The following is a 12,181-nucleotide window of genomic DNA, read 5'->3' on the forward strand; positions in this document are numbered from 1 at the left end:
ACATTTGGGCGTGACATGATCGAGAAGAGGACAGCCTCATCGGCCCTGCTCAGGGCCGCTGTGGCAGGTATTGACATGGGTCGTCTCACCGCACCGGCTGTCCTGACGGGTCATCGCTCGGGGCAGGCCAGGTCGCGTTCCAGCGTACGTGCGTAGGACTCGACGCCGGCGACGATGTCGACGGCGTCGGGGTCGAGCAACCACTGCGTCTGCAGTCCGTCGAGGGTCGCGATGATCTCGGTCGCCTTGGCCACCGGGTCGATGTCCTGGCGGGTGACACCGGCGGCCTGGGCGGAACGGATGTTCTCGGCGACGATCGCGCGCATCGCGCGGTAGCGCTCGACGAAGTGCTCGTGACCGGGTGAGTCCGGTTCCAGGCTCTCGGCCACCAGCACGGTGAACAGCTTGGCCAGCCCGGCCCGTTCCTTGTTGCGGCGTGCGAACTCCGGCATGGCTCTCAGCACCCCGGAGGGCTCCATGCCCAGCAGTTCCATCGCGAACGCCTCGCTGTCGCTGTCGCGCCGCTCGATCACCGCGAGCAGCAGGCCCGCCTTGCTGCCGAAGTGGTGCAGCAGGCCGGGCTGGGTGATGCCCGCCTCGGCCGCGACGTCGGCCAGCGACGTGCCACGGTAGCCGCCGCGGGCGAACATCCCTGCGGCGACGGTGATGATCTCCTCGCGCCGCTGGCGGGCGCGTTCCCGTCTGCTGGGGGCTTGCCCGGCTCGGTTCATGGTGCTAAACATAGCGCGTTCACTTACCGAGTACTAGGTAACTGAAATCAGAGGTGCGCCCATGCTCTCGAGACGACCGCTCCTGATCGCCGCCTTCACCTTGCTGACCGGGTCGTGCACCGTTCAGCCGGTCATGGCCGCGCAGCGCGAACCGGTGATCCTGGTCCACGGCTGGCACGGGACGCCCGCCGACTTCGACCAGATGAAGACGGCGCTGGAGCAGGCCGGATATCCGACGTACGCGATCGCCCTTCCCGGCGACGAGAACGTCGCCAACGCCCAGGCCATCGCCAACCTCGTGGAGCAGGCACGGCAGGAGCACGGCGGCGCCAAGGTCAGCCTGGTGGGGCACAGCATGGGAGGGCTGTCCGCGCGCTACTACCTGAAATTCCTCGGCGGCGCGGACAAGACGCTCAGCTACGTCTCGATGGGCACCGGACAGCTGGGCTACTGGCCCGCCTGCCTGCTGCAACCCACCCAGGGCGGCCAGATGTGCCCGACCAGCGCCTTCATCAAGAAGCTCAACAGCGGCGACCCGACCCCGGACCCGGTCCGGTACACGCTGCTCACGAGCTCGCTCGACGAGACCCGCAACGACGTCATCGCCGGCACCTGGTGCAGGGCCGAGTTCCCGAACGTGCAGCATGCCGACGAGCCGAAGACGCCGGTGTTCATCAACGCCGTCCTCAGCGCCCTCGACGGACACTGCCCGTCCAACTGATCGACGAGCGAGCCGGGCACTCGTGGCCGGGCGGAGAGGTCGTCCGTGAGCGGGCCGACCCTCCGTCCAAGGCCCTCGACGCCACGGCGGTCATCTGGGGCTTCTTCGCCGCTCACGCCAGGCGCTGACGCCTGCCCGGCTCAGCCGGCGGTGTACTCCACGGCGACGCTCGCCACAGAAAGGCAACCGAAGACCATGGCCAGGGTGGTGAGCCCGCCGTCGTAGAGGGCGAGCGCGGCCGTCCCGAGCGTCGCCAGCTTGACGACGATCTCCGCGGCGAGTGGCAGCGGCACCATCGGTCCTCCGGCGGCGAGGAACAGCGCCCACACCACGCCTGCCAGGACCGGCGCGCCCACAGCCAGCAGCGTCCGCTGGACGGGACCGTTGCCGGTCTTGATCCCCCAGTAGCACAACGCGGCCAGCATGCCCATTTCCAGGGCGAAGGCCAGCCCCGCGTTGGCGACGGTGAGCGGGGTCCAGTCCCGGTCGGCGACCGGACCCGGCCTGGCGATCCTCATGCCTCGGCCGCCCTCTTGAGCCCGGCGAGCCACTTCTCCAGCGTCGCCTGGAGCTTGGCGTTGTTGAAGAACAGGACCAGGAGGGGCCCGCCCATGGACTCCTCGGTCCTGACCTGCGTGGCGCCGTCGGCGGTCTCCTCCAGCAGGTGCCGGTGCACGGCGTGGGCGCCCGCCGACACGCCGGTCCAGGTGATCTCCCGCCGGGGTTGGATGACGGCGAAGCGTGACTTGATCCGCGCCATACCGTTCTTCCAGGTGAAGCCGGCGTCCACGGCGACGGTGGAGTCCAGCCTGATGTCACGGATGGCCGGGTCCAGGAGTCCCCATCCGGCAGGGTCGCTCAGCAGCTTCCACACCCGCTCGACGGGAGCCTCGATACGGATCTCGTGGACGGCGATGAGCGGTGCCCGCTCGTCCAGGCGCCCCTTCTTGGCGTACTCCTCGTGCAGGACCTCGAGCGAGGGGCCGCGGTAGAGCAGACGGTCGAACATGTGCTTCCTCAGTGTTTCAGGAGGGTTGATCACGAGATAGGCGTCGTCGGCAGGGTGCGCAGCCTGCTGACCGGGGAGACCACGAGTCCGATGACAACGGTGGCCGAACCGATCGCGGCCACGGTGAGCGCGCCCCTGGCGCCGAGCTGACCGGCGAGGAGACCGGCGGACAGGCCGCCAAGGGCGCCGCCGCCGAACAGCAGCGTCCTGAACACCGCCGTCATCCGCCCCATCATCGACTGCGGCGTGCTGGCCTGGCGCAGGCTGACGATGATGACTCCGGCCACGCCCAGGCCCAGGTACGTGGTGAAGAAGGAAAGGACGAACATGCCGATCATCACCGGCAGGGGCCCGGCGGCCGTGACGATCAGCGTCGGGCCCAGCAGGAGCGCTGACTGCGCGATCAGGTAGACGCGCCCGAGCGGGAAGCGTCTGATGACCCGTCCGGAGATCACCGCGCCGATCAGTCCGCCCACGGAGGCGGCGGCGAAGATGCCGCCGAGCGTCGTCGAGGGGAGATGGAGGTCGCGGGTGCCGTACAGCAGGAATATGGTCCACACGGTGATCATCGAGAAGTTGCAGCAGAACCCGATCAGTGCCAGAGCGCGGAGGATCCTGTCGCCCAGCACCCAGCGCAGCCCGTCGCGCAGCTCCGTCAACGCGTGCCGCTTGGCGGCGGGTTGCGGGCGTGGTTCGGGTGTGCGGATCAGCAGCAGCGAGACCACGGACACGACGTACGAGGCCGCGTCCACGACCAGGGCCACCGGTGCGCCCAACGCCGACACCAGCACACCGGCGATCCCGGGACCGGCCACGTCGGCCGCTGAGGAGCTGGCGCTCAGCTTGGCGCTGGCCTCGACGTAGCGGGTCGGGCTCTTCACCAGGGTGGGCACGTAGGACATCCAGCTCACGTCGAAGAACACCGACGCGATGCCGACGGCGCATCCGATGGCCAGCAGCACCGGCAGGTTCAGTGCGTGGCACCAGTACAGGACCGGTACGAGTGCCAGCAGGGACATCCTGACGAGGTTGGCGGCCAGCATGACGCGCCTGCGACGGACCCGGTCGGTCCACACTCCGATCAGCAGAGCGAGTCCGAGGAAGGGAACGAGCTGCAGGAACCGCAGGATCCCGACCTGCTCGTCCGTGGCGCCGAACGCGCTGATGGCGGTCAGGGGTAACGCGAGGTTGGTGACCTGGGTTCCGAGCAGCGACACGCTCTCGCCGAGCCAGAACCTGAGGAAGTCGCCGTTGCGCCACAGGCTCTCCGCCTGTGGCGCGGGTGGCGCGAGGGTCTCGGTCATCAGCGACCCGCGAGCTCGGCGACGGTGGCGGCGACCAGGTCGATTTCCTCATCGGTGTTGTAGTAGTGCGGCGACAGCCGCAGGCACCAGTCGACGTCCTTGTCGCCGAAGTCGAACTGCGCGAACTCGCGGAAGCTGAGCGCCGAGTTGATGCCCCGACCGTCCATCGCCGCCTTGAACGGCAGCGCCTCCCAGCCCGCGATCTCGAACGTGACCAGGGCTCCCAGCTCAGGTCCGCGGTCGAGCGTGCGCACCCCGGGGATGGCGTCGAGCAGGCCGCGCAACCGGGCCGCCAGTGCGGGAGTACGGCGGGCGATGGCGTCCACGCCGACCTCGCGGGCGTAGCGTGCGGCGGCGGCGCAGCCGAGCACGGAGGCGTAGGGGAACTCCCACTCCTCGAACCTGGCCGCCGACTCGGCGGGCTGGTACCGGCCGGGCTCGACCCAGCGGGAGCCGTGCATGTCGATGAACAGCGGTTCGTAACCGGCCTGCAGGACGCGGTCGGACACGTACAGGAAGCCTGTGCCGCGCGGGCCGCGCAGGAACTTGCGGCAGGTCGCGGTGAGCAGGTCGCACCCGATCTCTTCCACGTCGACGGAATACTGGCCGACCGACTGGCAGGCGTCGACCAGGTACAGCAGATCCAGCTCGCGGCAGTGCCTGCCGATCTCGGCGACCGGCTGGACCAGGCCGGAGTTGGTGGGGATGTGGGTGGCGCTGACCAGCCTGGGGCGGTGCGTTCGCATCAGCTCGGCCATCGCGGCCACGTCCACGCCGCCCTCCGGTGTGTCGGGGGCGTGCACGATCTGCACGCCGTACCGCTTGCGCAGGGACAGGAACGCGATCTGGTTGGAGATGAAGTCGTTGCGGGTGGTCAGGATGACGTCGCCGGCCTCGAACGGAATGGAGGACAGCGCGGTGGCATAGGCGTGGGTGGCGCTGCCGGCGAAGGCGATGTTGCCGGGCGCGCAGTTGATCAGGGCGGCGATCTCGGTGTAGAAGCCGCGCACCTGCTCGGCGCGGGCGGCCGAGGCCTCGTAGCCGCCCATGACCGCTTCCAGGTTGAGGTGGTCGAGCATCGCGGACAGCACCGGAGCCGCCAGCAGGCCGCAGCCCGCGTTGTTGAAGTGGACGACCTTCTCGCAGCCCGGGGTATCGGCGCGCAGTGCCGCGACGTCCAGTAGTGGTTCCGAGGTGTGGACAGAAGTGCTACTGTTATCTCTCATGTCAGACAGTAGCACTTCTGGCGAATTGGTCACCAGCCTGCGCGCGCTGCTGGCCGGGCTTGCGCCCGGCGACCGCCTGCCGAGCAGCCGGGAGCTGATCCAGCGCTATCGGGTCGGCCCGGGCACCGTGTCGCGGGCCATCGCCACGCTGGCCGCCGAGGGGGCCGTGGTCACGCGCCCCGGCAGCGGCACGTTCGTGGCCCCGCGTGTCGCCAGGTCGCAGGACGACGCCCCGGACACCTCCTGGCAGGCGGTGGCGCTGGCCGGGCGCGACTTCGATCCGGCCCATGCCGTCGAGGCGTCCCACCCCCTGCCTGAAGGGGGCATCACGATGGCCGGGGGCTACCTGCACGAGACGCTCCAGCCGACCCGGGCGCTGGGCGCGGCCCTGGCTCGGGCGGCGCGCCGGCCGGACGCGTGGCACCGCGCCCCGACGGCGGGCCTGGCGCCGCTGCGCGCGATCTTCGCCAGGCAGGCGGGGAGCACGGTGAGTCCCGAGGACGTGCTGGTCACCGGGGGTGGCCAGGGGGCTCTGTCAATGCTGTTCAGGGCCATCGCCGCACCGGGCAGCCCGATCCTGATGGAGTCGCCCACCTATGCCGGCGCGCTGGCCGCCGCACGGGCGGCCGGTCTGCGGCCCGTGCCCGTCCCGATGGACGAGGACGGCATCCGTCCCGAGCTGCTGGCGGACGCGTTCGCCATGACCGGTGCCCGCCTGCTCTACTGCCAGCCGACGTTCCACAACCCGACCGGCACGGTGCTCGCGCCTGTCCGGCGCGGCCAGATCATCGATGTGGCGCGGGCCGCGGGGGCCTTCCTCATCGAGGACGACTTCGCCCGGCACCTCGGCCACGGCCGGCCGGTGCCGCCCGCGCTGGTCACCGACGACCGCCACGGCACGGTGGTTCACTTGACCTCGCTGACCAAGCCCGCGTCGCCGAGCCTGCGCATCGGCGCGGTGATCGCCCGTGGCCCGGTGATGCGGCGGCTGATGGGGATGCGCTACGTCGACGACTTCTTCATCGCCCGGCCCCTGCAGGAGGCGGCCGTCGAGCTGGTCAGCACACCGGCCTGGGAACGGCACCTGCAGGCCCTGTCCACGGCGCTGCGGGAACGCTGCGCGGTGCTGGCTGAGGCCCTCGCCCGCGAGGTTCCCGGCTGGACGCTCACCCGGGTCCCGGCCGGAGGACTGCACCTGTGGGTCCAGCTTCCGCCCGGGTGCCACGACTCCGCCATGGCCGACGCGGCACGGGCCCACGGCGTGGCCGTCAACTCCGGCAGCCGCTACTTTCCCGCAGAACCCACGGACGCCTATCTCCGGTTGGGCTTCGCCGCCGCCGCGAGCACGGCCGAGCTGGCCGAAGGCGCCCGCTGTCTCGGCACCGCCGCCCGCGCCGTCGGCTGCGGCACCGGGTGACCCCGGTGGCGTCAGGACCGCTTCATGGGCGCCCGAACGCAAACCCAGGAAACCGAAGAAGCCCGGTAAGAGCGTGGGCTCGCGCAAGAAACGGCGACACTGATGGACATGATCGAGCAGGCCGCGACGCTCAAGGGGCAACTGGTTGATTTCGCCTTATCGCCGCGATTCTCCCGGGAGCTGAACAGGGTCTTCGAGCTGAGCCATCCAGATGGCTTCGTCGAGGACGAGGCCACCGCGAGCAGGGTCATCGATCACTTCGCCCTGGAGCACCGACTGGCCTCCGGGGAGACGGTGATCGACCGCTTTCTGCTCGCCCGTCCGGACCTGAGCCCGCAGGAGCGCGCCATGGTCCTTGGCTGGAGAGATGTGGTCGAGGGGATCTTCGAGGTCCGCGGGAAGGACAAGGACGCGGTCATCCTGTTCAACCTCGTCGACGAGCTCACTTACCGCGCCCGGTCCAACATGGGCAGGCGTGCCTTCCGCCCGATCAGGAAGGGCATGTTCCTCATCTGCCGCCTGGTCCCGCTCGGCGCGGACTGGATGGTCAGTGCGCACATCAGCGTCTTCCCCGCCACAGCCCGTGGCCAGATGCTCACCGAGGCCGCAGAGTTCGGTCTGCGCAACGCCGCAGCCGTATTCCGCAACCCGGACAAACTCGCCACGGCTCGCCGTCTGCTGGCCGAGCAGCGAGCGGTCTTCATCGAACTCTTCGGCGCGGAGTACATCGTCGTCCCGGGTGAAGAACTGCCCGCGCGCCTCGCCACGTTCTGCCAGGCCATCGTGGACCGAGCAGGCCCAGGCGCCGAAACCACCGCCCCGCCCGTTCTCGCGTTTTCGGACGAGATGCTGGAGTCCGAGACCGTGGCGATCCACTTCGATCCGCAAACGGGCATCAGCCTCTACCTGGACTTCGGCCTTCTCCAGGAACTGTTCGCGGACCCGCGCCTGATCAACAGGCGCCGCTACCGCGAGACCCTGCGTTCCTACCTGTACGAGGACGACATCTCACCCGCAGCCATCAGGCTCCTGGCTGATCCGGAACCCGACAAGGCCGGCGTGGTCTTCCAGAAGCTCCTCAAGAAGAAGGGATTCTCCTGGCCGGAGCACGGGGACGCGCTACTACGCCAACACAAGGCCCGTTACTTCGAAAGCCCGCAGCTGCCGACCACCATTCCGGTCAGCGACACGATGGCCGAACATTTGCGGAGCTCCTGATCATGTACGGCAGTTGTCCGTCCGGAGCGCGATGCGCGGCCGGAAGCCAAGGGACTGACACGTGGCGAACAGGGTCTGATCGCTGGGGTCGTAGTCTCCCGTGGAGATGATCCAACCTTCGTTCGCGAGCAGGCCGATGTCCACGGGTCCTGGAGAATCATGGTCTGCGGGCAGCGCAGACGGAAGGGGTCGTCGAACAGGGTCTCCACCTGCAGGTCCGCCCCGTAGCGCGGCGTCGCGCCAGCGACGTCGTAGATCAGCGCGCAGTGCAGCGACCTGGCCCGGACCTGCGTGAGCAGGTCAAGCGGCTCTGCCTCCATCAGTTCGATCCGCCCCCCGCTGCCCGCGGTCGCCCGCCGCAGCGGGCGCGGAAGCAGTTTCGTCGCGGCCGTGGTGAAGGCACCGACCCGCACGCCAGCGAGCCGTTCACCGCGATGGCCCGCAGCACTTGGAACTGGCGAAGGTCAACCATCCATACATGCCATGGAGCCCGGCACTGGGCACCCGGCCGCGCATGCCGCGTCCTCGATCCAGCAGCAGACCCCGGTCGGCACCGCTCACTGAAGCCGATCGCGTGCTGGCGTCAGCGGCCGTATCAGGACGGTGACGGTCCGATATCAGAGCAGTTAGCGATGCTCTGAAGCACCAGCAGGACCGCATTTCGAAGGAGCACCACCATGACCACCACCGACCAGGCTCGCCCGGAGCTGCAGAAGGCCATCCAGGAGTTCGTCGATTCCGGTCTGGCCGCCGGGGTGCAACTGCGCGTGAACGACGAGCAGGGTGAGTGGGTCGGCAGCGCCGGGGTGCGCGAGCTGGGCCAGACCGCCAAGCCGCCGACGAACGGGCTGTTCCGGATCGGCAGCACCAGCAAGACCTTCACCGCGACCCTGGTGCTGCAGCTGGTCGCCGAGGGCACGGTCGGGCTGGACTCCCCGGTGGACGACCACCTGCCCGAGTTCGGGCTGGACCGGCGGATCACCGTGCGGATGCTGCTGCAGCACACCAGCGGGGTGTTCAACTTCACCGGCGAGTACTACCCCGATGGAACGTTCGCGCCGGGGATCCCCGGACTGGGCAAGGAGTGGGTGGTGGACAACCAGTTCCACACCTACCAGCCGGAGGAGCTGGTACGGCTGGCGCTGTCCAAGCCGGCGCGGTTCGAGCCGGGGACCGGCTGGAGCTACTCCAACACCAACTACGTGCTGGCCAGACTCCTGGTCGAGAAGGTCACCGGCCGCGCGTATGCGGAGGAGATGCAGGACCGGATCCTGCGCCCGCTCGGCCTGTCGGGCACGGTGGTGCCGGACGCCTCACCGGAGATCCCTGAGCCGCACGCTCACGGCTACTACCGCTACCAGGACGCCGACCAGTGGAAGACGGTCGACACCACCCGCTTCAACCCCTCCTGGATCTCCGCCGCCGGTGACATGATCTCGACCACCGAGGATCTCCACACGTTCTTCTCCGCGCTGAACTCCGGCAGGCTCCTGCCGGCCCCGCTGCTGGCCGAGATGCGCAAGCCCGACCCCACGATCGGCTACGGCCTGGGGGTGTTCGTGGAGAGCACCGAGGGTGGCGGCACCCTCCTCCATCACAATGGCAACTTCTGGGGCTGGGCGGCGCTGATGTACAGCACGCCCGACGGCAGCAAGACCCTGACCGCCTCGGTGACCACCGGGGAAGCCGAGCTCGACCTGGTCGCCATGTCCGAGACGTTCGAGAAGGTGAAGCAGCAGCTCGTCAAGGCGGTGTTCCGCGACGAGCAGACCGGCTGACCAGGTCGATCCCACTTGAGCACGCTGCCTCCCGGGCCTCCCCTTCGTGCGTTCCCTGTCACATCGCTTGGACGACGCATAGGCAAAACCACGAAGGGAACCGGGAACATGACCACCACCCTCACCCGCAGCAACGCTTCAACCAGCACGCTGCTCATCGCCGCCGCAGCCGCCATGCCTGTCTGGACGGTGGTCGCCCTGACGCAGGCGTTCACCCGCGAGGGCTTCGACCTGGTCCGTCATCCCTTCAGCCAGCTCGCCACCGGCTCGCTCGGGTGGATTCAGATCACCAACTTCCTGGTCGTCGGCTCGTTGCTCATCGCCGGTTCCTTCGGGTTCCGCAAGGCCCTGTACGGCAAGCCAGGCGGCACCTGGGTGCCGCGCCTGACGAGGGTCGCCGGCATCGGAATGATCGGAGCGGGCGTCTTCGTCATGGATCCCGGCGACGGCTTCCCTGTGGGCACGCCGGCCGGGCCGCCTGCGGCGATGAGCTGGCACAGCATCATGCACATGGTGGCCGGGTCGGTGACGTTCATCGCTTTCGCCGCGGCCTGCTTCGTCCTCGCCCGGTACTTCACCCGCACCGGCGCCCAGGGCATGGCCGTCGTCTCCCGCCTGGCCGGTGTGGCTGTGATCGTGGGTGACGGCTGGGCGATCAGCGGAGAGCACGCCGGCTCGGTGACGCTCGCCACGGGAGTCATGATCGCGATGGGCTGGATCTCCCTGGTCGCCGCCCGGTTCCGCAAGTCCGTCTGATTCACACACCACTTCAGCCCGCCGGAGCCCGGGCTCCTGACCAAGGCGGCCCGAGGCGGAGTTCTGCTGAGAGTCATGTCGCAGGTGCACCATCTCGACGTGGCCGGCCCCGCTCTGGTCTTCTCCACCGCTAACGACCTGGGCTACGCGCACACCCTCGCCTCCGTCGCCGAGGCCGGCCCGGTCCTCAGCGCGCAGGACCTGGCGCTGCGGGCGCAGACCACATGGCCGCGCCTGGCACCCGACGAGCTGATCATCGCGCCGGGCCGGGGCGGCAGGCTATAGCGAACGCACCGTGACCCGGCTGTTTCGCTATGCGACCGGGCTCACCCCCTGGCTATCAGACTGCCCTGCGTTTGGAACGTGCCGAGCACCTCCTACGGCAGGGCGCCATCACCGAAGTCGCCGCGCGCGAGGCCGGCTTCGGGGACACCCGGACGCTGCGCAGGCTCCGCGCCCGCGTGGCGTCGCCAGAGAAATCCGATGAAGGAGAAACCATATGAGCCGCAAGATTGTGGCTGGGCTGTACATCTCGCTCGACGGCGTCGTGGAGGCGCCCACCGAGTGGCACTTCCCCTACCTCAGCGACGAGATGGGCGCCGCGCTCGGCGAGATGTCGGCCGAGGCCGACACCCTGCTGCTGGGCCGAACGACGTACGAGGAGTTCGCCGCGGTCTGGCCGCACCAGAGCGGTGAGATCGCCGACCAGCTCAACGGCATCCGCAAACTCGTCGCCTCCACCACCCTCAAGGAGGCCACCTGGCAGAACTCGACCGTCATCGAAGGCGACGTCATCACCGCCCTCAAGGAGCTCAAGGAGCAGCCAGGCAAGAACATCAATATCACCGGCAGCATCACCCTGACCCACACCCTGCTGCGGGCCGGGCTCATCGACGAGCTGCGACTGCTGGTGCACCCCATCGCGGTGGGCACCGGCCGCCGTCTCTTCCCGGACGGCACCGGCCAGATCCCGCTCAAGCTCACCCGGTCGGTCACCTTCGGCACAGGCGTGCTCGACCTGACTTACCAGCCGTAACCCGAATGCTCCTGGCCTGCGGCATCGCCGCGGGCCCGTGGTTTCTGGGCGTCGCACTGGTCCAGAGGCTCACCCGCGAGCGCCGGCACCTCGCCGCCCTGGGTGAGCGCGGGTGGGCGATCGCCTGCCGGGTCGTGCCGGTCGGCGTGCTGGCCGGGTTCGCCGCCTCCTCGGTCACCGTGATGGCGTTCACCGCCGGAGCGGGGCTCGGGCTGGTGTGGCTGGCCATGGTGTCAGCCCGGGTGCGCGCCTCGGTCAACGCATTTCCCGATCGGGGTGGAGCGGGTCCACGCCGGTTACGCGCCGGACCCGCGAGGCGGGCCGATGCGCTGGCTCTTGGTCAGCGACGCGGCCCATGCCTCGGCGGGCCTTCGGCTGGCCTACCGGATCACGATCCAGGCAGAGCCGCCGGTTTCCTCGACGTTCGAGTGATCCGCTGCAGCGACCGGGTGCCGCGTGCCCAGCGTCCGTACGAGATCGTGGGCAAGCAGCGCGTCGCTCACCAGCAGGCCTCCCGGTCTCCAGCAGCCGTCCCTCGGACAGCTCCAGCCAGCGTTCCACCTTGATCTCCGCGAGGAAGCGCTCGTCGTGGCTGACCACGAGCAGGCAGCCCTTCCAGTCGCCGAGCACGTCGTAAAGCCTGCGGCGCGCGCCGAGGTCGAGATTGTTCGTCGGCTCGTCGAGCAGCAGGACGTCGGGCCGCTTGAGGAGCTGCGCGGCCAGGCCGAGCGAGGCGACCTGGCCACCGCTCAGCGTGGCCAGCGTGCGGTCGAACGCGAGGTCGCCGAGCCCGAGCCGGTCGAGCTGGGCACGGGTGCGCTCCTCGATGTCCCAGTCGTTGCCGATCGTGGTGAAGTGCTCCTCGCTCGCGTCCCCCGATTCGATGGCGTCCAGCGCGGCGATCACGGGGGCGATGCCGAGGATCTCGGCCACGGTCAGGTCCCCGGTAAGGGGCAGGCTCTGCGGCAGGGCCGAGCCCACCTAG

At 69.3% G+C, this 12,181-nt stretch carries 13 protein-coding genes; 7 read left to right on the forward strand and 6 right to left on the reverse strand.

Annotated elements, in window-relative coordinates; translation table 11 throughout:
• Positions 1-110: 110 nt before the first annotated feature.
• On the reverse strand, positions 111-731 hold the full coding sequence (locus tag ACIBHX_RS45625; RefSeq protein ID WP_397074407.1) for a TetR/AcrR family transcriptional regulator: 621 nt from the start codon (positions 729-731) through the stop codon (positions 111-113).
• 61 nt (positions 732-792) lie between these two features.
• Between ACIBHX_RS45625 and ACIBHX_RS45630 the strand changes: the two genes are divergently transcribed.
• Complete coding sequence (locus tag ACIBHX_RS45630; protein ID WP_397074408.1) at positions 793-1,452, forward strand: esterase/lipase family protein; 660 nt, start codon at positions 793-795, stop codon at positions 1,450-1,452.
• Positions 1,453-1,592: 140 nt separating this feature from the next.
• Here ACIBHX_RS45630 and ACIBHX_RS45635 read toward each other — a convergent pair whose 3' ends face one another.
• From ACIBHX_RS45635 to ACIBHX_RS45650, 4 genes are read right to left on the reverse strand one after another with little or no spacing between them, the layout of a single operon-like run.
• Positions 1,593-1,970 (reverse strand): YrdB family protein, encoded by a 378-nt coding sequence (locus tag ACIBHX_RS45635; protein WP_397074410.1) that lies wholly within the window; start codon positions 1,968-1,970, stop codon positions 1,593-1,595.
• Positions 1,967-2,461 carry an SRPBCC family protein gene (locus tag ACIBHX_RS45640; RefSeq protein WP_397074411.1) on the reverse strand — a complete coding sequence of 165 codons (495 nt, stop codon included), beginning with the start codon at positions 2,459-2,461 and terminating at the stop codon, positions 1,967-1,969. Before ACIBHX_RS45640 ends, ACIBHX_RS45635 begins: the two co-directional genes overlap by 4 nt.
• Before the next feature lie 29 nt (positions 2,462-2,490).
• Positions 2,491-3,765, reverse strand: a complete 1,275-nt coding sequence (locus ACIBHX_RS45645) for an MFS transporter (RefSeq protein ID WP_397074413.1) — start codon at positions 3,763-3,765, stop codon at positions 2,491-2,493.
• Positions 3,765-4,991: an aminotransferase class V-fold PLP-dependent enzyme gene (locus ACIBHX_RS45650; protein WP_397074414.1), complete on the reverse strand. Its 1,227-nt coding sequence runs from the start codon at positions 4,989-4,991 to the stop codon at positions 3,765-3,767. Before ACIBHX_RS45650 ends, ACIBHX_RS45645 begins: the two co-directional genes overlap by 1 nt.
• On the opposite strand from ACIBHX_RS45650, the gene ACIBHX_RS45655 reads away from it, so the two are divergent.
• From ACIBHX_RS45655 to ACIBHX_RS45680, 6 genes are all read left to right on the forward strand, one after another.
• Positions 4,990-6,408 carry a PLP-dependent aminotransferase family protein gene (locus ACIBHX_RS45655; protein ID WP_397074415.1) on the forward strand — a complete coding sequence of 473 codons (1,419 nt, stop codon included), beginning with the start codon at positions 4,990-4,992 and terminating at the stop codon, positions 6,406-6,408. The two genes, ACIBHX_RS45650 and ACIBHX_RS45655, sit on opposite strands and share 2 nt — an antisense overlap.
• Before the next feature lie 108 nt (positions 6,409-6,516).
• Complete coding sequence (locus tag ACIBHX_RS45660) at positions 6,517-7,626, forward strand: hypothetical protein (protein ID WP_397074417.1); 1,110 nt, start codon at positions 6,517-6,519, stop codon at positions 7,624-7,626.
• A 677-nt stretch (positions 7,627-8,303) separates the two neighbouring features.
• Positions 8,304-9,404, forward strand: a complete 1,101-nt coding sequence (locus tag ACIBHX_RS45665) for a serine hydrolase domain-containing protein (protein ID WP_397074419.1) — start codon at positions 8,304-8,306, stop codon at positions 9,402-9,404.
• A 108-nt stretch (positions 9,405-9,512) separates the two neighbouring features.
• The gene (locus ACIBHX_RS45670; protein ID WP_397074421.1) at positions 9,513-10,160 is read left to right on the forward strand and encodes a DUF998 domain-containing protein; all 648 of its coding nucleotides are present in this window, start codon (positions 9,513-9,515) and stop codon (positions 10,158-10,160) included.
• 75 nt (positions 10,161-10,235) lie between these two features.
• Positions 10,236-10,445, forward strand: a complete 210-nt coding sequence (locus tag ACIBHX_RS45675; protein ID WP_397074423.1) for a hypothetical protein — start codon at positions 10,236-10,238, stop codon at positions 10,443-10,445.
• A 214-nt stretch (positions 10,446-10,659) separates the two neighbouring features.
• A complete protein-coding gene (locus ACIBHX_RS45680) occupies positions 10,660-11,196 on the forward strand; it encodes a dihydrofolate reductase family protein (protein WP_397074425.1) in 537 nt (178 codons plus the stop codon).
• Positions 11,197-11,451: 255 nt separating this feature from the next.
• On the opposite strand, the gene ACIBHX_RS45685 is transcribed toward ACIBHX_RS45680, so the two are convergent.
• Positions 11,452-12,177 carry an ATP-binding cassette domain-containing protein gene (locus ACIBHX_RS45685; RefSeq protein ID WP_397074427.1) on the reverse strand — a complete coding sequence of 242 codons (726 nt, stop codon included), beginning with the start codon at positions 12,175-12,177 and terminating at the stop codon, positions 11,452-11,454.
• Between the last annotated feature and the right edge of the window lie 4 nt (positions 12,178-12,181).

It is taken from the genome of Nonomuraea sp. NPDC050536, from assembly GCF_044457685.1.
GTDB lineage: Bacteria > Actinomycetota > Actinomycetes > Streptosporangiales > Streptosporangiaceae > Nonomuraea.

Excerpts from the sequence above, each read along its gene's own strand:
- ACIBHX_RS45625 (WP_397074407.1), bottom strand. The coding sequence starts at position 731 with ATGAACCGAGCCGGGCAAGCCCCCAGCAGACGGGAACGCGCCCGCCAG.
- ACIBHX_RS45630 (WP_397074408.1), top strand. The coding sequence starts at position 793 with ATGCTCTCGAGACGACCGCTCCTGATCGCCGCCTTCACCTTGCTGACC.
- ACIBHX_RS45635 (WP_397074410.1), bottom strand. The coding sequence starts at position 1,970 with ATGAGGATCGCCAGGCCGGGTCCGGTCGCCGACCGGGACTGGACCCCG.
- ACIBHX_RS45640 (WP_397074411.1), bottom strand. The coding sequence starts at position 2,461 with ATGTTCGACCGTCTGCTCTACCGCGGCCCCTCGCTCGAGGTCCTGCAC.
- ACIBHX_RS45645 (WP_397074413.1), bottom strand. The coding sequence starts at position 3,765 with ATGACCGAGACCCTCGCGCCACCCGCGCCACAGGCGGAGAGCCTGTGG.
- ACIBHX_RS45655 (WP_397074415.1), top strand. The coding sequence starts at position 4,990 with ATGTCAGACAGTAGCACTTCTGGCGAATTGGTCACCAGCCTGCGCGCG.
- ACIBHX_RS45650 (WP_397074414.1), bottom strand. The coding sequence starts at position 4,991 with ATGAGAGATAACAGTAGCACTTCTGTCCACACCTCGGAACCACTACTG.
- ACIBHX_RS45660 (WP_397074417.1), top strand. The coding sequence starts at position 6,517 with ATGATCGAGCAGGCCGCGACGCTCAAGGGGCAACTGGTTGATTTCGCC.
- ACIBHX_RS45665 (WP_397074419.1), top strand. The coding sequence starts at position 8,304 with ATGACCACCACCGACCAGGCTCGCCCGGAGCTGCAGAAGGCCATCCAG.
- ACIBHX_RS45670 (WP_397074421.1), top strand. The coding sequence starts at position 9,513 with ATGACCACCACCCTCACCCGCAGCAACGCTTCAACCAGCACGCTGCTC.
- ACIBHX_RS45675 (WP_397074423.1), top strand. The coding sequence starts at position 10,236 with ATGTCGCAGGTGCACCATCTCGACGTGGCCGGCCCCGCTCTGGTCTTC.
- ACIBHX_RS45680 (WP_397074425.1), top strand. The coding sequence starts at position 10,660 with ATGAGCCGCAAGATTGTGGCTGGGCTGTACATCTCGCTCGACGGCGTC.